Here is a 24,157-nt window from a genome sequence, read left to right on the forward strand (position 1 = left end):
CATAATGAAAACATATATCAGCCTGTTTCTGGCACTGGCCGCGGCAGCCGGAGTCCTGTTAGCCGAACCGGATAAAACCCCGCCGGAACCGCCGGTCCATCCGGACCATACCGTCCAATCTGTCAAAGCCATAACCAAAGGGCTGGACTTCCTGAACAAGCGCCTTTCCAACAACGGCGGCTACGGGGAGAATTATCCCGTGGCCACGACCAGCCTGGTCGGATTGGCATTCCTGGCCGGAGGCAATATTCCGGGCGAAGGCAAATACGGCGACGCCTTAAAGGCCGTCACCAAATACCTGCTCCGCTCGCAGGACGAGACCGGCTACATCATCGAGCCGGACAAGAACTCCAGCTCACGCATGCACGGGCACGGCTTTGCCACCTGGTTCCTGGCCGAGATATACGGAATGACCAAGTCGACCAGCGTCGATAAAGAGCAGATAAAATCAGCGCTGAGACAAGCCGTCAAGGTGATAGAAACCAGCCAGAGCCGGGACGGCGGCTGGTATTACGAGCCAAGACCGTCGGGCGACGAAGGCAGCGTCACCGTATGCATAGTCCAGGCCTTGCGGGCCGCACGGAACGTCGGCATCGCCGTCGATAAGAACGTCATCAACAGCGGTATCGAGTATCTGCGCCAGACCGGCAATGAAGACGGCAGTTTCAGGTATTCGCTGCATAGCTCGCGCAGTGAAAGCTCTTTCGCGCTGGCCGCGGGCGGGGTGTCATCGTTATGCCTTTACGGCAAGTTCGACGCGGCTGAGACACAACGCGGGCTGAAGTTCCTGATGGGATTCAAACCGGGCACGCCGAACAATTGGAAAGATTACCCTTATTACTCCAACTTCTACGGTACCCTGGCCATGCACCTGGCCGGGGAACAATATTGGCCGCAATGGTTTCCGCCGCTCCGTGATTACTTTGTCGGGAAACAGGACTTGAATGGTTCCTGGTCCGGCGGCGAAGGCGGCACCAACATAGATTACGCTACGGCGTTCGCCTGCCTAACCCTGCAGATACCTTACCAATACCTGCCGTTGTTCCAGAAATAGGCTCAAGTCTTGCCAGATAATTATTGACACCCTGTCTATTTTAGCTAAATTTACCGGATATGAATATCAAACAGGAAGCTGCCCGGCAACTGGAAATCATCAAGCGCGGGACGATGGCGATTTATACCGAGGATGAACTGGCCAAACGGCTGGAGCAATCGCTCACCGCCCAGAAACCGCTGGTGGTTAAACTGGGGCTCGACCCGACCGCGCCGGATATCCATCTGGGCCATACGGTCGTCCTGCGGAAAGTAAAACAGTTCCAGGACCTGGGGCACCAGCCGGTCGTCATCATCGGCGATTTCACCACGTTTATCGGCGACCCGTCCGGCCGTGACAAGACCAGGCCGCAATTGTCAACCAGCGAGATTGAAAGCAACGCCAAGACCTATTTTGACCAGGTCAGCAATATCCTGGACGTCAAGAACCTCAAGATAGTTCTTAACGGGTCGTGGCTGGGTAAACTGACCTTTTCGGACATCATCAAGCTGGCCGCGCAAGTGACCGTGGCCAGATTCATCGAACGCGATGACTTCGCCAATCGTCTGGCCAAGAAAACGCCCATCGGCCTGCATGAACTGCTCTATCCCCTGATGCAAGGCTACGATTCCGTGGCTATCAAAGCGGATATCGAGTTGGGCGGAAATGACCAAACCTTCAACCTGCTGGTCGGGCGCGATTTGCAGAAGGGCGTCAATCAGCCTCAGCAGATTGCCATTACCATGCCCTTGCTTGTCGGGTTGGATGGCACCGACAAGATGAGCAAGTCCCTGGGCAATTATATCGGCATCACCGAAAAGCCGGATGACATGTTCGGCAAGGTCATGTCCATTCCGGACAAGCTGATGAAGGATTATTTCACATTATTGACCGAGGTAGCGCCGGCCGAAATAGACCAGTTGTGCTCCGATAAAACCCATCCGCGCGACGCCAAGATAAGACTGGCTAGGGAAATCGTGGCCGTTTACCACAATAAAGCCGATGCCGATTCGGCGGTGGAAAGATTCATGTCAGTATTCAGCCGCAAAGAAGTGCCTGAAAACATCCAGGAAGTGGCCATCCCAAAAGAGCTGATTACCGACAAAGGCGTTTACCTGCCAAAACTGCTGGTCAATATCGGCGCGGTCAAGTCCGGCAGCGATGCCCGGCGCATAATCGAGCAGGGCGGCGTAACCATCGATAACCAGAAAATAACTCAGGCCAGCGGCGAGATACCGGTCAAGTCGGGCCAAATACTCAAGGTCGGGAAAAAGAACAAGTTCTACCGCTTGCGTTTAGAGTAAAATGATCAGTGTCAGCGAAGCCATCAGTAAAATAAGGGATTCCATCCCCAAACCGCGCATCCAAACAGTATCCATCAACGATTCACCGGGATACGTCACGGCCGAGGATATTTTTTCCGATATCGACCTGCCGCCGTTCGACCGGTCCGCCATGGACGGGTATGCGGTGCGTTCGGAAGACCTGCTCCGCCCGCCGGTAGAATTGGAAGTAATCGAAACCGTGGCGGCCGGTTACTCTCCAAATCTAAAGCTCAAACCCGGCAAGGCGATAAAGATAATGACCGGCGCGCCGGTGCCGGAAAACGCCGATGCGGTAATAATGGTGGAGAATACCAAGGCATCAGGCGGCAATATGGTCAACTGTCTGAAGAGCGTGCGCAAAGGCGAGAACATAGCGATGCGAGGAGAAGACCTAAAAATGAACGCCAGGGTCATACCGGCCGGCACGGCCATAAGGCCTCAGGAAGTGGCCCTTCTGGCGGCCGTGGGGAAAGCCGATGTTTCGGTGTACTCAAAACCGGAAATATCGGTCCTGGCCACCGGCGATGAACTGGTCGACATAAATGTCCGGCCGAATGACGCCCAGATAAGAAACAGCAATACTTATTCCCTGATTTCCCAGATTCACAAAATGGGCTTTAAGGCGCATTCACTGGGCATAGCCAGGGATGACCGGTCGAAACTGGAATCCAAAATAGCCCAAGGATTAAAATCGAGTATTTTTATCCTAAGCGGAGGCGTATCGGTCGGCGACCACGATTTTGTCGAGGAGATTCTTAAGAAATCAGGCTGTGAGATTATTTTCAACAAGGTGGCCATAAAGCCGGGGAAACCGTTCACCTTCGGCAAAACCGCCGAATGCCTTGTCTTCGGCCTGCCCGGTAATCCGGTCTCTACTTTTGTGATAACCGAAATATTCGTGCGCGAGGCGCTGGCCGGCATCACCGCTAATTCAGGGCTCAGGAATCCGGTCGTAAAAGCACGGCTAAATGCCGATTGGCCCAAGCAATCCGAACGCCAGCAATATATTAACGCTTTCTTCAGGATGACCGAAACCGGCGGAATAGTGAACCCGGTAAAGAGCCACGGTTCGGCCGACCTGGTATCGCTTAGCAAGGCGAATGCGCTCCTGATAATTCCGCCCGACAGCCCCAAACTTACCGCCGGCGCAACTGTTGATGTGATGATTCTAAGCTGATAATATGCCCTATTTGACATCTATCTTGACCTGGTTATCATATCATCCGGCCGATTTCTCTTTCCTGGCCTGGATTTCTTACGTGCCAATGATCCTGTATATTTTCAAGTCGGGAATCAGCCCGGGAGGAACAGATGTCGGCCAAAGCGGTAAAATCGCGCTATTCAAGAACATCCCGCTCCTGAACCGAATGGGATTCAAACTTCATGTTTACTTAAGCGCATATCTATTCTTTTTCCTCGGCGCGTCCTGGATGCGTCATGTAACCTGGGCCGGACTTTTCATCGCCCCGGGAATACTGTCTTTCTACTGGCTGGGATTCGCCTGGCTGGCCAGATTGCTCATCCGGCGCGGGATCATTATGTTTAATATCCTGCTCATACCCAGTTTATGGGCCGGGATTGAGTTTGTCCGCTCATTTTTCCTGACCGGGTTTCCGTGGTTTTTCGCCGGGCACACGCAATACAGCTGGCTGGGGTTGATACAAATCTCCGATATCACCGGCGTTTACGGCGTGTCGTTTCTGGTGATGATGGTCAACACAAGCATCGCCCTGATAATATACAGGAAAATAACCAAGACGCTTGACCAGTCCGGAGTAATTACCGCCCTGCTTTGCCCGGCAGTAATTATTCTGGCGGCTTTGATATACGGTTATATCCGGATTGACCGAATAAATATTACACCCGGCCCGCGAATCGGCATAGTCCAGGGCAATATCGAGCAATCACTCAAGAATAATCCGCCCAACCCTTTAATCATTTACGAGAAACACCTGAAACTTTCCATGCAGCTGATTTCGGGCGAAACCAAGCCGGACCTGATTGTCTGGGCCGAGACAATGTTTCCTTACGCCTGCAGTAATACGATTAAGAAATCAGAGGTCACGGAAAATATGGACATACTTAAAGAGCCGTCAATAATGTCCGGAGTGCCGCATCTTATCGGCGCGGTAACGTTTGAGCCGGACGAAACCGGGGCTGATTTCAAGATGTACAACAGCGCTTACTATCTGGACAAAGAAGGCAAAACCATCGGGCAATACTCCAAGATACACCTGGTGCCCATATCGGAATATGTGCCCCTGAGGAAAACTTTTCCCTGGCTTGACAACCTAATCCTGACCTTTTCAGAATTATCCGAAATCAGGGATATGCAGGCCGGAACAAACGCCGAACCGTTCAGCCTGGGTAATCTTAAATTCGGGGTATTAATCTGTTACGAATCGATATTCCCGGAATTGGCCAGGGCCAGCGTCAGGCGCGGCAGCAATTTTATCATCAACATTTCCAATGACGGCTGGTTCAAGAACAGCGCCGAACTAAATCAAATACTGGCTATTTCCGCCTTCCGGGCGGTTGAATCAAGACGCTCTTTTATCAGAGCCACCAATACCGGGATCTCCGCGGTCATTCATCCGAACGGAAAAATAAACATCCTTAAAAATAATACAGACGCCTATAAAGAAGTTGAAGGCGCATGGGCCGAACAAATCCCCGTGGCTACAACCAGCTCATTTTACGCGAATAACGGCGACTATTTCGCCTTTTTATGCCTCATCATATCCTTGACCGCCGTCTTTGCCAGCCTGCGAAAAATAAGTAAAAATTCTTGACTAAAGTATTTATATATATAGACTCTTTAAATTAATAAATTAACAAGGACTTATCAAGGAGGTTCTGATTATGAGCATTCTGACACGCGTGATGATCGTATCGCTTCTGGTATTAAGCTTGGTGTATCTTGGAATGACCGCGGCCTTATTCAGCTACAGAGTCGATTATAAAGAACGGCTTAAGGAAGAGATTTCGGCACACCAAAAAACCATAAAGGACAAAGACTTAAAAATAGAAGACCTGCTGGGCAAGAAAGGCGCCCTGGAAAAAGACATCTCACAACTGGAAAAAGAGATTTCCACCCTCAAAACCGACCTTAATGCCGCCCAGAATGACCTCACCTCATGGAAAGAAGAAAACACCCGGGTTACTAATGAATTCACCAAGCTTTCGGAGACATACAAAAAGCTTGAGGCCGAATTAAACGAACAGATAAGGAAAAACGAAGAATTCCTTAAAACCGTTGAGGATTTCCGCAAAAGAAAAGACGATGCCGAGAAAGACCGGGCTACATTCGAAAGCAAATTCATGCAGACACAGGACGACCTGTCAAAGATAGAAAAGAACCTGGCGGCTCTGGAACAGCAGTATCTGGTTCAGGCCAAAGAGCTCAATTCCGCAAAAACGCTCCTGGAGCAGTATAAGAAAGCCGTTCCGGCCTTAGCCGGCGAGCAAAACCAGGCCAAATGGATTGAAGGCAAGATTCTGGCGGTCAGCGACAAACCCGATTTAAACCTGGTTGTCATGAGCGTCGGCAAGAATGACGGCGTCGAAGCCGGAATGAAGTTCACCGTTTATCGTGTTGATAAATACGTCGGTAAAATACAGGTGGAAAAAGTTGAGCCTCAGATTTCAAGCGCTTTCAGCATAAAAGAATTCCAATCTGACGGCATTAAAGTCGGTGACAGCATTACCACCAGCCCTTATTAACGATAAAATTATGGCTAACGAAGACGTCACTGTACAAGCTGAAGCAGTAGCCCCCGCAGCACCGGGATGGACGCCGGAACAAGCGCCGCTCGGCCCTACAAAACCTAAAAATAATGTCTACACCTTCCTGATGATCGTAGCTGCCATATTCATCTGTGTTTCTATTTACCTGGTGGCATACGAATTAAACAAATTCTATGGGGTAACATTCGCCGGAATCGTATCTCCTCCTTCTGCGACAGCAACCAAGTAAATATTTAAGCCCCACAGGAAGAATGCCGATAGGTTATTTATAGGTATTGAAGGAGGATAATCAAATGTCAAATTTCATTAGTGATATGTTAGGGATGCTGTCCACCGATATCGGCATCGACCTGGGCACCTGCAACACTCTGGTCTGCGTAAAGGGCGAAGGCGTCATAATCTCCGAACCATCTGTTGTGGCGGTGCGTAAAGGCACCAACAAAGTCCTTCTCAACGGTCAGGCCGTCGGCAACGTCGCCAAGGAAATGCTCGGGAAAACACCGGGCGGTATTATGGCGGTAAGGCCGCTCAAAAACGGCGTCATTTCCGACTTCGATTTGGCCGAAGCCCTTATCAGATACTTCATCCAGAAAGTCAGGGTTTATAAAGGCTGGAAGCTGATTAACCCCCGGGTAGCCATCTCCATCCCATCGGGGATTTCCACCGTGGAAAAAAGGGCCGTGATTAACTCGGCTGAAAGAGCCGGCGCCCGCAAAATATATCTGATTCTCGAACCGATTGCCGCAGCCATCGGAATCGGAATGCCTATTCAGGAACCCATCGCCAACATGATAGTTGACGTCGGCGGCGGCACAACCGAAGTTGCCGTTATTTCTCTGGGCGGAATAGTCACCTGCAAAAGCATCCGCATTGCCGGAGACGAAATGGATGAAGCCATCATCCAGCATATGAAAACGACCTATAACCTGCTGATTGGCGAGCAGATGGCCGAAAGAATAAAACTAACCATCGGTTCAGCATCCCCGCTGGATAAAGAGCTGACCATGGAAGTCGGCGGCCGCGACCTGATTGCCGCCCGCCCGCGCAAGGTAATCGTTAACTCAGAAGAAATCAGGGAAGCGCTGAAAAGGCCGGTTGACGCCATTATCCAGGCACTGAAAGAAACACTTGAAAAGACCCCTCCAGAGCTTTCCGCTGATTTAATCAGCCACGGCATGGCTATGGTCGGCGGCGGTTCTCTTTTAAGAGGGCTTGATAAAGCCATAAACAAAGAGGTTCAAATACCTGTCAGGGTTGACGAAGATCCCCTCACCGCAGTTGCCAGAGGCACAGGCATTGTCCTTGAAAACCTGGACCAGATACAGGAAAGCCTGGAAAGCGGCGAAGATCTTCTATAAAAACTATGCTTTGGGATGAAAAGTACTCCTTTTATCTTCTTATGCCTTAGCGCCATTCTGCTTTTACTCCCTTCAAGCTGTTTTGAATCCACAGAAACTTTCGTACTGGCGGTTGCCAAACCCTTAACCCCTTCCTCATCCGGTGAAAATAAAGGTAAAACCGGTAAAGTCAGCGAAGCTGATAAACCCGCCCTGATGGAAAAAGAAGTAGCTGACCTTAAGGCCGAAATAACCCAGCTAATAAATGAGAATAAATCACTGACCAGGAAACTCCGGACCGTAAGCGATTTCGTCGAGTCCCCGTCAGCCGCCCAGATGAAGGAACGTTATGAGCTTATTGTCGCTGATGTGATGATAAATTATGATGCCTCAATCTGGCGCCGCAGTTTTACGCTTAACCGCGGCAGCTCGGACGGCATCGAAAACGGCCTACCGGTTGTTTCCGGGCGTTATCTGGTCGGGAAAATCACCAGCGTTGCCTCATTTACCAGTCGGGTCCAGCTGATTACCGACCCGGCATTCAGGTGCAAAACCCTGGTTGTGCCGCCACCCATTCCCAAACAACAGGACAAGGATGAAAAAGACAAAAAAGAATCGAAGAAATCGGAAGAAAAGGCCGGATTGAGCAACGGCATCGGCGTATTATTCGGCATATCTTTCAACCAATACAGCATCAAGTGGATTTCCCGCGACGTAAAAATCACGGCCGGTTGGGATATTCTTACAGCACGCGATATGGAAAATACCATTCCCCAAAGCCTGATTATCGGTAAAGTGTCCGGTATTTCGGAAGACGGCAATTATAATACACTTTACGGCAGTCCGGCCATTGATTTCAGCAACCTGGAAAACGTTATTATTCTGAAACGCCGCTCAAAATAGGAACCCATGAAGATAAAAATATCGCTCATTGTCATTATTGCTTTAATCACGCTTTTCTTGCAAATATTCGTGTTTGACGGCCCGGAGATAATGGGCACCAGCCCCGATTTACTTATTTTTCTGGTGTTTATGGCGTCATTCTATTCATACCATCCCTCTTACAGCAACCGCATGTATAATATCACCACCCCGGGCGTTATGATGGGCAATTGGTTCATCGGAATAGCCAAGGATATGGTTTCGCACACCGGATTCGGAACCATGGGTTTCCTGTATCTGGTAAGCGGGCTGCTGGTCGCCGTGGCCCGCCAGCTGATATTCAAAGACGACATCATCGTCCAGATAGCAATTCTCTTTGCGGTTACCTGGATATGCCACTCTCTGCACGGCATAGGCCTGAGCATACTATACGGTAACCTGGAAATATGGTATGTCATCGGTAAATCATTTATGGTGGCATTATATACGTCAATCATCGGTGGAATTGTTTTAACCGTATTATATAAACTCTATTGGTGGCGCCAATCCAGACTAACCGCGCCTTAATTATGTCCCAGCGAAGACTCATTTTTATCATAATAATATTCTGCATCCCTTTCATACTGCTGGAATTGCAGCTCTTCAGGCTTCAGGTGCTCAACGGTTCCTACTATCAAAACCAGGCGCAGAAACAAAGCACCCGAATAGAGCATCTGCAGTCCAGCCGGGGCAAGATATTCGACCGCAACGGTTACCTTCTGGCTTACAACGAAGCGTTTTTCGATCTCTATGTTACTCCAGCCAAACTAAACCGGCAGCCATCATCCAAACCAACCATTACCTATGAGCCGCCGGAGCGGGTAATCAGCCGGCTGGCCAGGATAACCGGACAAAAAACACAGCCTATCAAATCGAAGATAGACAACATCGAACAGAAAATAGAGAAAATGACCGAAGGAAAAACTCCCCGGGAAAAACGCAATATCCTCAGGCAATACCGCAATAACAAACAACGCTTTATTAACGGCATCAATCTCGATGTCGCCCTTGAGGTCGAAGCAAACCCCGATCTTTTCCCCGGTATAAGCGTGACCGAAGGCATTAGGCGGGTATACCCGGCCAAAACCAGCGCGGCCCACATCATAGGCTACCTGAGTAATATCTATGAAAAGGAATACACCGATTACATAAGCAAAAACTACTTCCGCCAGATTGTCAATCCCCAGGTTGACGACGGTATCTGCGAAATACTGGTCAACCGCGGTGATTTCAAGGATGACGTCGTCGGCCGGTCCGGCATAGAAAAATACTACAACCTCAGCCTAACCGGACAGGCCGGCATAAAAATAATAGAAACGGACTATCTTTACAAACAGCGCCGTGAACTCAGCCGGATTCCGCCCCGGCACGGCGAAGACGCCACCCTGACCATAGAAAACAAACTTCAGCATTCCATCGAACAGGCGCTCCATAACCACATCGGTGCGGCCATCGTCATGAATGTGCACAGCGGCGAAATCCTGGCCCTGGTCAGCTCCCCTTATTACGACCCCAACAAGCTTCTCTCGCCGGTTTCCGAAGAAACCGTCCAATACGTCTTCAACAGCCCTTTCCGCCCTCTTTATAACCGGGCGGTCAGCGGCGAATACGCGCTCGGCTCCGTATTCAAGATCATCACCGGCCTGTCCGCGCTCGAGGAAAAGAAAATCACCCCGAACACCACCTTCTTCTGCGACGGTTATTTCTCAAGAAGCTCCAAGCATTTCAAGTGTTGGATAGCCGATTCCGGCCGCGAGCACGGCCGGCTGAACATCGTAGAAGGACTGACCTTCTCCTGCAACGTATTCTTCTTCAACACCGGCAAAGTAACCGGCGCCGACGCCGTTTTAAAATGGGCCAGACTTTTCGGGTTCGGCCAGCTTACGGGCATCGACCTGCCCGGCGAGAACAAAGGCGCAGTGCCCGACCCGGCTGTGGGCGCCGAGCGCGGCAGCCGCAAATGGGGCACGGCCGACACCCTCAATATATCCATCGGACAGGGCGACCTGATGGTCACGCCCATCCAGGTGGTCCGGATGATGGCCGCCGTCGCTAACGGCGGCACGCTGGTCACACCGCATATCACCCGCAATTTATCGACTAATTTTAATACCACAAAAATAAACGTGTCCGAGAAAAACCTGGACATCATCCGGGAAGGCTTGTACGGCGTGGTCAATGCCGAGCACGGCACGGCCAGCGGCCGCGGCCTGAACGGTTTCTCGGTCTGCGGCAAGACCTCCACCGCCCAAGCCGGCAAAGGCAAAAGCCACGGCTGGTTCGCCGGTTTCGGACCCTATCCCAAGCCGCAACTGGCCTTCGTGGTCGTGGTCGAGCACGGCGGCAAAGGCAGTGAGGCGGCCGCTCCGATTGCCGGAGAATTTATGCCTTACGCGCTGGCCTGCATATCGCGCGAGAAAGATAAGAAATGAAATCCCGGCTGGTTATTGAAAACTGGGTCAATATCATAACGATGCTGCTCCTGACCGTCATCGGCATCATCTGTATGTGGAGCATCATTCCTTCTTCGGCCGAGATGTTCGAAAGCCACCAACCCATAACCTCAAGCGTCATAATACGCCTGCTGGCATTTCAACCCGCCAAACAAACCCTCTTTGCCATCCTCAGTCTGCTGGTGTTCATGCTGGTCCTGAAAATAAACTACTACAAGCTCAAGGATTATTCCTGGTTTATGTATCTGAGCGTGCTGATTTTACTGGTAGCCCTGCTGGGTCTGGGCCGGTTTGTCCAGGGCTCCCGGCGCTGGTTCTCACTCGGCCCGGTGGCCTTCCAACCGTCCGAGTTCATGAAAATAGCCACGGTTTTCGTCGTCGCACAGATTATCATGCACAAGCAAAACCTTAACCGGCTGAGCGGTTTGATAATACCTTTCATCCTGACCGTAATACCCATGGGTTTGATACTGCTCCAACCCGACCTGGGCACATCGCTGCTTTTCATGCCGGCTTTATTTGTCATGCTCTTTGTCGGCGGCGCCAGATTGAAATATCTGGTCATTGCTATAGTGCTGATTGTGCTTTCATTCCCGGTCGCTTATATGTGGGGGCTTAAGGATTACCAGAAATCACGGATTAAGGTATTCATCGACCCGTCCAAATCGCCGTCATCAGACGGCTATCAGCTGTTAAGTTCCCGCACCGCGGTCGGCGCCGGCGGCTTTATGGGCCGCGCCTGGGGCGGCAACGAAAATACCACCTCGGTCTTCGTGCCCGAGCGCCACAACGATTTCGTATTCACCATCATTGCCGAGGAATGGGGCTTCGTCGGCGCCTCACTGGTGGTCGTCTTATACCTGATACTGCTCCTGTCAGCCCTGCTTATCGCCGCCACCACCCGGGAACCGTTCGGACGGCTGACCATTGCCGGACTGACCACCATCTTAGCCATACAGATATTCATCAATATCGGCATGACCATCGGCCTGGCCCCGGTCACCGGAATGACACTGCCCTTCATCTCTTACGGCGGCTCGTCGCTGATGTCGTCTTTCATCATTATGGCCATAATAAATAATATCCGGATGCACCAACTGCCCAGCTTTGCCTACAGGGATTTCGAATAATATACTCCGAAAATTATTAACAACCGACAACGTTTTTGTTACTCTGATAATATGTTGTTATTAAAACTATTGAGTGCCGTATTGCAAAGACTACCCCTGAGTCTGGCTATGCTCCTGGGCGAATGGCTGGGCATCCTGGCCTATTTTGTGGTACCCTCGCGCCGGAGAACCACTTTCAACAACCTAAAGCTGTCCCTGGGCCGGGACAAACCGGAATCCGAATTGCGCCGGATTGCCTGGGAAATGGCCAAAAATATGGGTAAAAACACCGTCGAGTTCTTCCGCCTGCCCATCATAACACCAAAAAATATCGATAACTACGTCCAATGCCGGGGGCTGGAACACCTTGAAGAAGCGCTCAAGCTCAACCGCGGCGCCTTTATGCTCACCGCTCATTTCGGCAACTGGGAACTGGCCCTGGCCACCATGGTCGCCAAGGGCTACTCGATGAACCTGGTCACCAAATACCTCAAAAACGAATTGTTAAACCGGTTCTGGCTGGAATCTCGACGCAAACTGGGCATCAACGCCTTTTACCGCGAAGGCTCACTCAAGGAGATTATCCGGGCATTAAAATCAAACGGACTGATGGGCTTTGTCCTCGACCAAAACACCCGGCGCGATGAAGGAGTCTTCGTCAACTTCTTCGGCCGGCCGGCCTGCACCATTCCCAGCCTGGCCGTCCTATCCCAACGGCTGGAAACGCCGGTGGTGCCCACCTTCATCATCCAAAAACCCAACGGCCGACATTGCCTGACCTTCGAAAAGCACCTGATGTTCCGGCAACCGCCCGATTCACAGGACCCCATCGTCTATAACACCCAGATTTATACCGACGTGATAGAGCGCTATATCAGGCAGTATCCCGAACAATGGATATGGATGCACAAACGCTGGAAAACCCAGCCGGCGAGTAAGTAACTAAATAGAACGAAGATTCATATTATAAGGAATCCAGGAAAACAGGAATTAAAATCTTGGCTTCTTGGCCTCCTTATAAAAATTATCCGCGGTAATCTGAGTTAATCAGCGTACTACTTTATCGATTCCTCTTTACCTACAATCTTCTTCAGCACTTCCAGAATCCGCTTATCTATGGCATTCTTCTTGGCGTCTTCTTCCAGAATCTGGATAGCCTTTTCCGTAGGCATCTTTTTATGGTAGGCCCGGTCCTCGGTCATAGCCGTAAACTTATCGGCCACGGCGATAATCCGGGCGCCCTGCGAGATATTATCCATATCCACGCCGAAGGGATACCCTTTGCCGTTGAGCTGTTCGTGATGATACAAGGTCCACTCGGCAATCTCATCAAAGCCGGGTATGGCGTTCAATAACACATAACCGAAATAAGGATGCCGCTTGATGATGGCATATTCCTGGGGCGTCAACGCTTCGGCCTTATCCAACAACTCATTGGGGATGGCCAGCTTGCCCAGGTCGTGCAACAGGGCCGCCGCCCACAGGCGCTTCAGGTTATCCTTGGCCCAATGCATGGCAATGCCTATCTTAAGCGCCATAGCCGTCACCTGGACGCTGTGACCTTTGGTATGATGGCTCTTATAATCGACTATCTGGGCAAATATGGACGCCACCGCCACCATATTATCCAGGGTCACCTTGCGGTCATCCTCCGGCGCGAACTCATCCAGGAAGTTAGCCGTAAATTCAGGCGTGATGGCCAGCCAAAACACCTTATCGCCGGCTATTTCCTTAAAACATTCCACCAGCTGCGGATTAAACCATGTCCCGCTGTAACCGCTGATTTTATCTATGATTTCTTGTGACTGTTCGGACGGGTCCTTATCGGCATTTATCAGCACCTCCGTCCGGTCGGCGATATGGATTATCTGGCTTAAGAACGGGATTTTATCGCCGGCCAGGCCCGACTGGTTCGGCCCGGCCCAGTTGTCGTGATGATAGCGGATAGGTATGGCCGCGTCGCGGAGCAATTCCATCCGGTTAAGCATCGAATAAGCCTCCTCGCAATGGATTACATATTCCGAGGTATCGAAATTAATGACGTCTGTTTTGTGGGTAGTCAGGAAAAGTCCGATATCGTGCATCATACCGGCATAGAACAAGGTGGTCTTCTCCGCCTGGCTCAACTTCAGGCGTGCGGCCAAATTCAGGCTGATAATCGTTACCCGCTGTTGATGCAAGTGTATGCGCCGGCTAAGCAACTGGAACGCCTGGCATACGGCCAGGATGAACTTCTTCAGGAAGACTCTGTTATCTGTCATAGTATAATGCCCTACGGCCCCCTTAGTATATCAAATTTCCCGGGAAAAATCAAGAATTAGTGCCGGTTCGAGTGTAACGAGTTATTAGAGCCAGTAGGAACAAAGTGACGTACTGGGTCTTATCCCGACTACCCGCCTGACCAGCCCAGTCGGGCAGGTTCCGTCGGGGCCGGCACTTATCCAGCGACCATAGGGAGCAGGATTAGTGACACTTCGACCAAAAGGAGTTAGTGACACTTATCCAGTGCAAAGCACTGGGCTAGTGACACTTCGCCCCCAGCCTAAGCGGGATAAACTTCGCGGAGTGGGATTAGTGCGAGTTATCCGGCACTTATTAGAAACCTCTTTCCCGACTTTGTCGGGATTAGAGTTTCTTATCCCGCTTTAGCGGGGACCCCGATACGAAGTATCGGGGCTAGTGCCAGTCAAACCCCGCTTTCTTGTCTATAGTCTCATTATTTGGAGCCGGCGTGTTTTTTGAATAATCCGGTGAGCAATCAACCTAATTCTTCCCTAAGCACTTTATAAAAACTGTCCTTGGCCCGGCGCTCGACCCAGGGCGTATGACCGCAATCCTTTAGCAGGACAAACCGGAAATCTTTAAGCGCCTGCTCCAGCGGTTTCCTTATTCCCTCGGCCGGATGCGGGTCGTAATCGCCGTGCACGGCCACGGTCGGACAATGGATTTGACCGGACAAGGTTAACAACTCCCCTTTTTGCCTCAATTCAGCCGCCTCTTTCCATATCTTACGGAAAATCTCACCCTGTAACTCCGGAGCTTCTCCGTCCGGACTGACGGGCAGCGGGTCGAAAGCATCTGATTTGGACATCAATTTGCCGAACCGGGACAGTAACTGGTCGCGGTTCTTGATTCGGGTATTATTCAAGGACGCTACCAGTTCAAGCGCCTCCTGCCTTTCCGGCTGGCTCAACCGGCTCAGCCGCGTGTCCATTATCCGGTGGGCGTAACGTTCCTCCAGCGGGCCGGACGACACCAGTATCAGCTTTTTAACCAAGGCCTGGTGGCGTGCTGTAAAAATAAGGCTCAACCAGGCACCCCAGGAATAACCTATCAATATTATCGGCATCTGGCCGTGCCGGCAGAGCAGGTCGTGCAACTCCCGGACCTGTCCGGAAACGGAATCCGCCGTCTGCAACGGCTCCAGCACGCCACCCAGCACGGACAACTCCCGGCCGACCGGAGCCATCTCGCCCGGCGCGCCTGGACCACCGTGCACCACGGCCACATTAAACGGCGCATGACCGTATTTCCTGAGATTATTCATACAGCTTTAACCTCTCGGCATCGTAATTCGGGTCACTCGCAATAAAGGTTTTATGCCATATCCCTCTAAATCCGCAAGAATTAGTGTCACTTCGACCCCCGCCTAAGCGGGGTAAACTCCAGGAGTTATTAGTGCTGGTTAGAGCGTAGCGCATTAGTGCCAGTCGGAACAAGGTGACATACTGGCACTTATCCCTGAACGAAGTGAACGGGACTTACCAGCACTTATCCTAGCTACCCGCCTGAACGAATCTCATTCAGGCAGGTTCCGTCGGGGCTGCCACTTTCAGCCAAAGGCTGATCCCTGCCCGCCAATTGGCAGGCGCGGCGCCTCTGGCGGAAGATCCCGTTTAAGCATAGCTTAACTATAACGTTGTAACTTTGCGCTTACGTTCCTTCTTAAATAATATCACCAAAAAAACCATATTTAAATTTGACATTATTCATACATAAACTATATTATAGATACTCCTAATGGTGGTAAAACGTCTCAGATTTAACTGCTTATCCGGAAAAATGGATGACCCGTAAAAAAGACTATGAAAATAAAACAGCCCTCTAACTCCCGCCAGCAACCAAAAAAGACTGAAGCGTCATTGGCCATACATTCCCTTCTGCTGGACAACACCACCGACTCCATCTTCCTGCACGACGACCAGGGCCGATTTATTTACGTCAACAATGCGGCTTGTGAAACCCGCGGTTATACCAGGAACGAATTAATGAAACTGACCCTGCGTGACCTAGATACGCCGGAATACGCCCGGATGATTAAGCCGCGGATAGAAGAGATAACCGAAAAAGGCTCTATGATATTTGAAGCCGTCCACCGCCGTAAGGACGGTTCCGTCATGCCCGTCGAAGCCCATGTTTCACTAATTAAGCTGGATGGCAAAAAGCTTTTCTTATCAACAATCAGGGATATCACCAAACGCAAACGGTCTAAAAATGCACTGATTTCTTCTGAAGTGCGCTATCGCCGGCTCTTTGAGGCGGCCGAAGACGGGATTCTCATCTTAGATGCCGAGACCGGCCAGATTGTGGATGCGAATAAATTCGTGATTAACCTGCTGGGATTCTCACACCAACAATTCCTGGGTAAAAAAATATGGGATGTGGGTTTTTTTAAGGATATCATTGCCAACAAGGATAACTTCGAAGAATTAAAACGCAAAAGATACATCCGCTATGACGACATGCCGCTGAAAGCCGCCGATGGGCGCCAGATAGACGTCGAGTTCATCAGTAATGTCTATATTGAGGATGACTTAAAGGTTATCCAATGTAACATCAGAAACATCACCGAACGCAAGAAACTGGAACATCAGCTTTTACAGTCACAAAAGATGGAATCTATCGGCGCGCTGGCCAGCGGAGTGGCGCACGACTTCAACAACATCCTCACGGCCATTAACGGCTATGCCGAAATAACCATAGAGGATATCGGCAAAAACCACCCCAGCCGCGAGTCGCTGGAACACATCAAGGACGGCGTCGTCCGGGCCGCCAACCTCACCCGTCAGCTCCTGATTTTCAGCCGCCACGATGAGTTTAACGCCAAACCCATCAACTTTAACGCTCTATTTGACAACCTCCAGAATATGCTCATTCGCCTGATAGGCGAGAATATCACCATTGAAACCAAGCTCAGCCCTGACCTGGCTATGATTAAGGCGGATGCCGGAAATATCGAACAGGTCATAACCAATCTGGTGATCAACGCCCGTGATGCCATGCCCCAAGGCGGCCGAATCACCGTCAAAATCGAAAATGTCACCGTCGACGAGGAATACTGCCGACTAAATATGGAATCGAGTTGCGGTGATTTTGTCCGCCTGTCCGTCACCGATACCGGCACCGGGATGACCAAGGACGTCCTAAAACATATATTTGAACCGTTCTTCACCACCAAACCCCATGGCAAAGGCACCGGCCTGGGGCTGTCCGTAGTTTACGGCATCGTCAAAAAACATAACGGCTGGATTAACACCTATTCGGAGCCCGGCCATGGCACTCTTTTTAATATATACCTGCCGGTCTATACCGGTAAAGAGCATCCTGAACTCACGCCAAAAAAACCGGCTTTAGAAGAACTCAAAGGCGCGGGGCAACGCATCCTGCTGGTTGAAGACGACGTGGCCATACTCAAGATGACCGAAATGGTGCTGAGCAAAGCCGGATACACGGTTCTGGGTGCGCCAAACGGGTTGGAGGCGCGCCGTATTTTCGCCCAAAACAATATTGACCTGGTTTTAAGCGACGTCATCCTGCCGGATATCAACGGCCTGGAACTGGTTGCCGAGTTCCTGCAACTAAAGCCCGGCCTGCCCATAATCTTAAGTAGCGGCTACAGCCGGTCCGGCGACGAAATCCGCAACAGTAAAATACCATTCCTGCCCAAGCCCTATAACATCAAAGACCTGCTCAAGATCATAAAGGATACTCTGGCAAAGATATGAACATCTTTTTAAGACTCAGCATCGGCCTGGCAGAACTAGTCCTGCTTGGGGCCGGGCGGTCATAACAGCCCGGAAATCAGTATTTCCCCTTGTGCTTATAAAGCTCGTTCAAGGACTTTTTTAAATAGACGCCGAACTTCTTATCCTTCTTCCGCTTTTCGGCATAGGATTGGGAATAATAATCCGCTTCCTTCCGCAATTTATAGTAATTATCCAGATGCTTTTGGCCGATGGCACCGTCTTCGAAAGATTTTATCACCGCGCATCCCGGCTCGCTGGTATGGGTGCAATCCCTGAACTTGCATTTATCGGAAATCCGGGTTATATCATGGAAAGCATTTTGCATGCCCTGGCCCGTTTCAATTATGCCTATTTCCCTAAGGCCGGGGTTATCAATGAAAATACTGCCGTTTTTCATCACAAACAGCTGCCGCTCCGTGGTGGTATGCTTGCCCCGGCCGTCCTTGCGCACCTCGTTCACCGCCAGGTTCAGTTTGTCGCCCGACAGCCTGTTGAGCAAGGACGACTTGCCCACCCCCGAAGAGCCCATCAGGCAATAAGTTTTACCCGGTTCCAAAGCGCCGCTGAATTCATTTACCCCGTCCCCGGCCAGCGAGCTTAAAGGCCAGACCGGATAAGGCCATAGATTACTGATTGCGGTTATTTTTTCTGCCAGTTGACCCTGATTAACCAGGTCTATTTTATTCAGGATAACGGCCGGTTCGATGCCCTCGTTTAAAAACATAATAAGATATCTTTCCAGGCGATTCAGGTTAAAATCGTTATCCACGCCCTGGACGATAAAAGCCGTATCGATATTAGCGGCCAATGTCTGGTATTCCAGCTTCTTCCCCGGCTTGCGCCTCCGCAGCACATTCTTGCGCGGCAGTAATTTATTAATAACGGCAAAAGTATTCTTATCATAATAAGTCACGGCCACCCAATCCCCGACCGCCGGGTAATCCCCCGGCACCTCCACCGATTTCGAAAACCTGCCCGAAATCTCCGCCCGTATTTCCTGATTGCCGGTATGCACGAAATACCGCTCCTTGAATTCAGCAGATACGCGAGCCAAAGACCCGGCATCAATGGATTGCTTTCCTGCCTGCTCCCTGAACCAATCGTTAAAACCTATTTTCTCAATCGACATAACCGCGACTATACCACTCCGGCCCGAGGAATCAATAAAAACGGCATCCCTGCTCGCCTACCAAAAACCGTCAATATCTGCTCCATCCCGACCGGCACGGATATGGCATTTAACTGGATTTCCAGCACCACCGCCTGCGCCGTGGCCGGTATCACCGCCGACAGGTCCACCAATTGGTCTATGTCGGCCATCGAGTTCTCGGAAAAGACCAAAGGCGACAAATACATCTGCCTGACCGAGGCCGAACGCAAACAATACCAGTACGAGGCGTAAAGCATCAAAAATAGGTGATTTTGACCTCCCTGCCCGTCCAGTCAGGCGGGCCTCCTGCTACCGAAAACGCCCGGAATTTGACATAACCCATTATTTTATAACCCCTTAGAGCAAAAACCTGTCAGGGGGGTGGGGGGTAGGGTGGGGTATGCCATAGGGTGAGGTATCGGATGGCATAGGACGGCTCACCCCATAGTATAGGAGTATCTCCCGGATAGCATAGGAGTATCCCTCGGATGGTATGGGATTATCTCCCGGATGGTATGGGATTATCCCCCGGATAGCATAGGATTATCACCCGGATAGCATAGGATTACCCCCCGAATAGTATAGGATTACCCCCCGGATAGTATAGGATTATCCCCCGGATAGTATAGGATTATCTCTCGGATGGTATGGGAGTATCCTTCGAATAGTATGGGACTACCCCCCGAATGGTATAGGAGTATTCCCCGGATAGTATGGGGTGGGGAGTAGTGCGGAAATCAGCATCCTAAAGCATGATTTAAGAAAAACCGCGCCCGGAAATGAGCCTGGCAGGCGGATTTAAAAATCAGGTGTGTGTCACCAGACCTACCAAGGTGTGTGTCACCAGACCTACCAGACCTCTGTCACCAGACCTGTCAATTCCCACATGCGCCACCATAGCCAAAGAATACAATGAACGCCAGGACTATAATAATTCCGAGACAGCAATATTTTTTACTCATAAATTCTACTAAAAGTTGAACGCTACCCTTTTATTTCCCCTCCGCCGTAATTCCGATAGCACCTCACTTAATTATATATTGCGTCTCCCGAATTCCCTCAAAAGTCATTAGCCACGGTAAAAATGGCTGATATCGCTCCTAAAGCAGTTGACTTAGATATCGCATGCTTGCTTTGTTCTTCATTGTTTATATGCACGAGATTTCTAAATCCCCTGACCGAATCACCTAGGCCAGCACAAGCTCTTTTTAAGAAGCCACGAGTTTCGCATGTTTTTATATAGGTCACAAAGTTATTATTTTCCGGTTTAACTCCCTTTGATTCCAGATAGCACCGTAATACTTCTTCAAGAACGCCTCCCGCTAAAACCACAGCCGGTTTATAGAAACCGTTTTGATAACAGCCAAACGCATGATCAATATCCCTAAAGATAACCGTTCTCTTATAGTTTGGCTTTACAAAGTTAATCTTTTTGCCGAACTCCTTTTTACTTTTCCCAAAGTGGCTTTCAATTTCAGGCCATTTTGTTGTTTGTGGCATATACTTTCCTTTCTTTATGTATATACTGATTCATTTAATTTCTTATCCTCGCCAAAGGACGGGTAAGCTTTATTCCCCCTCCGCCGTAATTCCGATGACACACCTTGCCAGTTTCGGAGTTATAGAGTTATAGAGTTACTAAGGCCGCCACAACTTTCCTTTCGACAGATGCTCTGCGGGCAGTATAGCCGTTTCTTGAACATTGTCAAATAATTATATTGTTTTTGGAAGACAAAAGACTGCCCGATGCGGAACTGTCCCCCCCACCCCTATCGTCTGCCGGGGAATGGGGATTACTATTGCCGCCTGCGTCGGATAATCACACCTGAATGATACAGTCAGGCTGTCCATCTTTATATTGACTTTATTGATATTAGCGGATATCATAATATTGTCTTAATATATCTTTATGCCACAGAAGCAGAAAATACTTATCATTGACGATGAGCCTGATGTCAGGAACGTGCTGTCCACGTTCCTGGGCAAGCTTGATTACGAGGTGCATCAGGCGGAAACGGGCATTGACGGCATCGAGGTGCTGGCCAAGGAGCGGTTTGACCTGGTGCTCTGCGACGTGATGATGCCGGCGCTGGACGGCCTGAGCACGCTGGCCCTGATAAAGAAAAACCATCCCAAACAGCCGGTGGTGATGATGAGCGGCTTCGCCACGCACGACAAAATCATCGAGGCCCTGGACAAGGGCGCCGTGGATATGCTGGCCAAACCGTTCAACCTGACCCAGATCAGGCAAGTGGTCACCAAGGTGCTCAATCCCAGGCTCAGGTATAAGCCGGAATACAACTCGGCCACCTCGCATCTATTGCGGGAAAGCTATATGGGACTGTTGCGGATTATCATCCAGCTGACGGAGACCAAGAATAAATACCTGAAGAACCACTGTTCACGCGTAGCCGAATTTTCCGGACTGATTGCCAAAGCGATGCGCCTGCGCGACGACACGGTCGAGGTGATAAACTGCGCCGGGCTGATGCACGATATCGGCAAAATCAGCCTGAGCGACCTGATACTGTTGAAAGACAGCAAGCTGACGCCCCAGGAATGGGCCGAAATAAAAATGCACCCGGTCATCGGCAGTATGATGATGGAACAGCTTAAGCTGTTCCGGGCCGAGGAGCCGTTGATACGGCATCACCACGAGCGGTTCGACGGCAAGGGTTATCCGGCCGGGCTGGCCGGCGACAAAATCCCGGTGGGCGCCCGGATTATCGCCGTGGCCGACGCCTACGACGCCATGACCTCAATCCGGCCTTACCGCGACGCCATCACACCGCACATAGCCCTGAATACCATCAGGCAGAATTCAGGAAGCCAGTTCGACCCCAAGGTCGTGGCGGCCTTCCTTGAGGTGGTGCAAAAAGAGCAGGCGCCTGATTAAATGCCCTCCTTAGAATAACGGGGATATTTGTTCAAATATCTTGACTTTTGTTGTAATAAATTATTTATTCAGCCATTTGAAATTAACAGGAGATAAACTATGCCCAATCCAAAAAGGAAACATTCTAAAAGCAGGAAGCGTATGCGCCGGTCGCATCTCGCCTTAACAACGCCAAATTTATCAATTTGCCCGCGTTGCCACACTGATAAGCTATCCCATCGGGCCTGCGGTAATTGCGGTTACTATAAAGGTAGTCCGGTAATTGCGCTTGATTAACCCCGACGGAATAGTCGGGATAACGTGGCAGGTAACGTCATGCCGTGCCTGCGACACGGCATAACTAACTGCCACTAAGAATAATTGAATGACAGCCCCCAATAATTCCGTCTCAATTGCCATAGATGCAATGGGCGGCGACCATGCGCCCGAAGAGGTAGTCAAAGGCGCCCTGCTGGTCGCCCCTGAATTCCCGCAAAGCACCCTGCTGTTGGTCGGCGATGAAACCGCCGTCAATAAGATTATCGGCCCCAATAAGCCGGGCAATATCCAGGTCATCCACGCGGCCCAGACCATCGGAATGGACGAACACCCGGTTGAAGCCATCCGCCAGAAGAAGGATTCCTCGCTGGTCAAGGCCCTGGGCCTGGTGGCCGCCAAGAAGGCCGACGCATTTATCTCGGCCGGCAACACCGGCGCCTGCGTGGCCGGAGCGTCTTTTATGTGGGGTTTCCTGGAAGGCATCAAGCGCCCGGGCATCGCCATACCCCTGCCCACCCGAAAAGGCTTGACTTACCTGATTGACGCCGGCGCCAATATATTCTGCCACCCGATTCACCTGCTCCATTACGGCATTATGGCATCGGTTTATTGCAAGCACGCCCGGAACATAGCCAATCCCAGGGTCGGACTGCTCAATATCGGCGAGGAAGATACCAAGGGCAACGAGCTGGTCCAGGAAACACTTAAATTATACCGCAAAGCCCCGATTAATTTTACCGGCAATATCGAAGGCCAGCATATTTTTGACGGCGACTGCGAGGTCATCGTCTGCGAAGGTTTCGTCGGCAATGTCATCCTTAAAGTGACCGAAGGCTGCGTTGAATTCGTGAGCGAATCATTCACCAATAAACTGACCCAGAAAAAGGACTCCATCCCCCAATTCGATACCCTGATGGAGCTTTTAAATAATATCAGGAAACAGGGCGACCATTCGGAATTCGGCGGCGCCAACCTGTTCGGCGTCAACGGTGTCTGTATCATTTCGCACGGACGGGCCAAGGCCAAGGCCATCTATAACGCCATTAAGGTGGCGATTAATTCAGCTCAGCATCATGTCAATGATGAAATCGTCCAGGAACTCCAGAAAACCAAGCTGACCTGGCTGGACCTGCTTAAGAGCTGGAAGACGCACAGGTAATATAACTAAATTCCAAATGCCAAATTCCAAATTACAAATTCTCAATCTGACTTCCAGTAATCCGGCCAAGCTTTGGAGCCCGTTGCGGTTGCTTTGCGTTTTGGCGGCGCTATTAAGCCTATTCCTGGGCGGTTGCGTGGCCAAATGGATTGCCGGCGGCGAAACGCCGGTGGTCGGGGTGTACCGCTACGACGAGAACAGGTTCGAGCTTCAGCGGAATTATCCGGTGGATATGCAAAAGGCCTGGCTGGCCGTTGTGGATATGACCGAGAAAATGCAGTTTTCCATAGAAAACTCCTCGCGCGACCCGCTCAACGCCGTTATGAATACCAGGAAAAGCGACGGCACGCCCATAAGAATAACTTTTGAGTATATCGCCGATAACATTACGGCGGTCAAGATAAAGGTCGGCGTTTACGGCGAAAAGGACATCTCCTATAAAATCCACGATCAACTCAAACACAGTCTGGATGAGGCCTCTAAAAAATGAGCCCTATCAGATGGATTAACAACTCTACGAAGTCGCTGATGATACTGGCTATCCGGGCTTACCAGTCGGGCATCGCGCCGATAATCCGCCCCAATTGCCGGTTCCAGCCGACCTGCTCGGAATACTTCATCCAGTCGCTCCGAAAGAAAGGCGTATTCCTGGGCTCGTTGTACGGTATCTGGCGAATATTGAGATGCAATCCTTTCGGAGGCAAGGGATACGACCCGGTGGAGTAAAGCCACAGATTTCACGG

23 protein-coding genes are annotated in these 24,157 nt (G+C 50.7%); 19 read left to right on the forward strand and 4 right to left on the reverse strand.

Features of this window, described 5'->3' with window-relative positions; genetic code table 11:
* Positions 1 to 4: 4 nt before the first annotated feature.
* From WC980_01380 to WC980_01435, 12 genes are all read left to right on the forward strand, one after another.
* Positions 5 to 1,054: a prenyltransferase/squalene oxidase repeat-containing protein gene (locus tag WC980_01380; protein MFA5793711.1), complete on the forward strand. Its 1,050-nt coding sequence runs from the start codon at positions 5 to 7 to the stop codon at positions 1,052 to 1,054.
* Between the two features lie 59 nt (positions 1,055 to 1,113).
* On the forward strand, positions 1,114 to 2,337 hold the full coding sequence (gene tyrS, locus WC980_01385) for a tyrosine--tRNA ligase (protein MFA5793712.1): 1,224 nt from the start codon (positions 1,114 to 1,116) through the stop codon (positions 2,335 to 2,337).
* A gap of 1 nt (position 2,338) precedes the next feature.
* Entirely contained in the window at positions 2,339 to 3,535 is a 1,197-nt protein-coding gene (glp, locus tag WC980_01390) for a gephyrin-like molybdotransferase Glp (protein MFA5793713.1), read from the forward strand.
* Positions 3,536 to 3,539: 4 nt separating this feature from the next.
* Positions 3,540 to 5,150, forward strand: coding sequence for an apolipoprotein N-acyltransferase (gene lnt / locus WC980_01395; GenBank protein MFA5793714.1), 1,611 nt, complete (start codon positions 3,540 to 3,542; stop codon positions 5,148 to 5,150).
* Positions 5,151 to 5,220: 70 nt separating this feature from the next.
* Positions 5,221 to 6,081, forward strand: coding sequence for a hypothetical protein (locus WC980_01400; GenBank protein MFA5793715.1), 861 nt, complete (start codon positions 5,221 to 5,223; stop codon positions 6,079 to 6,081).
* Between the two features lie 10 nt (positions 6,082 to 6,091).
* Positions 6,092 to 6,334 carry a hypothetical protein gene (locus tag WC980_01405; GenBank protein MFA5793716.1) on the forward strand — a complete coding sequence of 81 codons (243 nt, stop codon included), beginning with the start codon at positions 6,092 to 6,094 and terminating at the stop codon, positions 6,332 to 6,334.
* Between the two features lie 64 nt (positions 6,335 to 6,398).
* Positions 6,399 to 7,463 carry a rod shape-determining protein gene (locus WC980_01410; GenBank protein ID MFA5793717.1) on the forward strand — a complete coding sequence of 355 codons (1,065 nt, stop codon included), beginning with the start codon at positions 6,399 to 6,401 and terminating at the stop codon, positions 7,461 to 7,463.
* A 195-nt stretch (positions 7,464 to 7,658) separates the two neighbouring features.
* A complete protein-coding gene (gene mreC, locus WC980_01415; GenBank protein MFA5793718.1) occupies positions 7,659 to 8,345 on the forward strand; it encodes a rod shape-determining protein MreC in 687 nt (228 codons plus the stop codon).
* Between the two features lie 6 nt (positions 8,346 to 8,351).
* Positions 8,352 to 8,891 carry a hypothetical protein gene (locus tag WC980_01420; protein MFA5793719.1) on the forward strand — a complete coding sequence of 180 codons (540 nt, stop codon included), beginning with the start codon at positions 8,352 to 8,354 and terminating at the stop codon, positions 8,889 to 8,891.
* Between the two features lie 2 nt (positions 8,892 to 8,893).
* Positions 8,894 to 10,795: a penicillin-binding protein 2 gene (gene mrdA, locus WC980_01425; protein MFA5793720.1), complete on the forward strand. Its 1,902-nt coding sequence runs from the start codon at positions 8,894 to 8,896 to the stop codon at positions 10,793 to 10,795.
* Positions 10,792 to 11,946 carry a rod shape-determining protein RodA gene (gene rodA / locus WC980_01430; protein ID MFA5793721.1) on the forward strand — a complete coding sequence of 385 codons (1,155 nt, stop codon included), beginning with the start codon at positions 10,792 to 10,794 and terminating at the stop codon, positions 11,944 to 11,946. Before mrdA ends, rodA begins: the two co-directional genes overlap by 4 nt.
* Positions 11,947 to 11,997: 51 nt before the next feature.
* Positions 11,998 to 12,867, forward strand: a complete 870-nt coding sequence (locus WC980_01435) for a lysophospholipid acyltransferase family protein (protein MFA5793722.1) — start codon at positions 11,998 to 12,000, stop codon at positions 12,865 to 12,867.
* Between the two features lie 113 nt (positions 12,868 to 12,980).
* Here WC980_01435 and WC980_01440 read toward each other — a convergent pair whose 3' ends face one another.
* Together WC980_01440 and WC980_01445 are read right to left on the reverse strand one after the other, a co-directional pair.
* Complete coding sequence (locus WC980_01440; protein MFA5793723.1) at positions 12,981 to 14,186, reverse strand: HD domain-containing phosphohydrolase; 1,206 nt, start codon at positions 14,184 to 14,186, stop codon at positions 12,981 to 12,983.
* A 497-nt stretch (positions 14,187 to 14,683) separates the two neighbouring features.
* The gene (locus tag WC980_01445; GenBank protein ID MFA5793724.1) at positions 14,684 to 15,472 is read right to left on the reverse strand and encodes an alpha/beta hydrolase; all 789 of its coding nucleotides are present in this window, start codon (positions 15,470 to 15,472) and stop codon (positions 14,684 to 14,686) included.
* Between the two features lie 538 nt (positions 15,473 to 16,010).
* On the opposite strand from WC980_01445, the gene WC980_01450 reads away from it, so the two are divergent.
* Positions 16,011 to 17,930 (forward strand): PAS domain S-box protein, encoded by a 1,920-nt coding sequence (locus tag WC980_01450; GenBank protein ID MFA5793725.1) that lies wholly within the window; start codon positions 16,011 to 16,013, stop codon positions 17,928 to 17,930.
* 76 nt (positions 17,931 to 18,006) lie between these two features.
* Here the strand turns inward: WC980_01450 and rsgA are convergent, their stop codons facing one another.
* On the reverse strand, positions 18,007 to 19,080 hold the full coding sequence (rsgA, locus tag WC980_01455; GenBank protein MFA5793726.1) for a ribosome small subunit-dependent GTPase A: 1,074 nt from the start codon (positions 19,078 to 19,080) through the stop codon (positions 18,007 to 18,009).
* Positions 19,081 to 19,182: 102 nt separating this feature from the next.
* Between rsgA and WC980_01460 the strand changes: the two genes are divergently transcribed.
* Positions 19,183 to 19,353 carry a hypothetical protein gene (locus WC980_01460; GenBank protein ID MFA5793727.1) on the forward strand — a complete coding sequence of 57 codons (171 nt, stop codon included), beginning with the start codon at positions 19,183 to 19,185 and terminating at the stop codon, positions 19,351 to 19,353.
* 807 nt (positions 19,354 to 20,160) lie between these two features.
* Here WC980_01460 and WC980_01465 read toward each other — a convergent pair.
* On the reverse strand, positions 20,161 to 20,601 hold the full coding sequence (locus WC980_01465; protein MFA5793728.1) for a hypothetical protein: 441 nt from the start codon (positions 20,599 to 20,601) through the stop codon (positions 20,161 to 20,163).
* 409 nt (positions 20,602 to 21,010) lie between these two features.
* Between WC980_01465 and WC980_01470 the strand changes: the two genes are divergently transcribed.
* From WC980_01470 to yidD, 5 genes are all read left to right on the forward strand, one after another.
* Entirely contained in the window at positions 21,011 to 21,997 is a 987-nt protein-coding gene (locus tag WC980_01470) for an HD domain-containing phosphohydrolase (protein MFA5793729.1), read from the forward strand.
* A gap of 99 nt (positions 21,998 to 22,096) precedes the next feature.
* Positions 22,097 to 22,273 (forward strand): 50S ribosomal protein L32, encoded by a 177-nt coding sequence (gene rpmF / locus WC980_01475; protein MFA5793730.1) that lies wholly within the window; start codon positions 22,097 to 22,099, stop codon positions 22,271 to 22,273.
* A gap of 88 nt (positions 22,274 to 22,361) precedes the next feature.
* The gene (gene plsX, locus WC980_01480) at positions 22,362 to 23,414 is read left to right on the forward strand and encodes a phosphate acyltransferase PlsX (GenBank protein ID MFA5793731.1); all 1,053 of its coding nucleotides are present in this window, start codon (positions 22,362 to 22,364) and stop codon (positions 23,412 to 23,414) included.
* 16 nt (positions 23,415 to 23,430) lie between these two features.
* Entirely contained in the window at positions 23,431 to 23,904 is a 474-nt protein-coding gene (locus tag WC980_01485) for a DUF3568 family protein (GenBank protein MFA5793732.1), read from the forward strand.
* Positions 23,901 to 24,140: a membrane protein insertion efficiency factor YidD gene (yidD, locus tag WC980_01490; protein ID MFA5793733.1), complete on the forward strand. Its 240-nt coding sequence runs from the start codon at positions 23,901 to 23,903 to the stop codon at positions 24,138 to 24,140. Before WC980_01485 ends, yidD begins: the two co-directional genes overlap by 4 nt.
* Positions 24,141 to 24,157: the final 17 nt, after the last annotated feature.

Source organism: Candidatus Brocadiia bacterium, from assembly GCA_041658285.1.
Classification (GTDB): Bacteria; Planctomycetota; MHYJ01; order JACQXL01; family JACQXL01; genus JBBAAP01.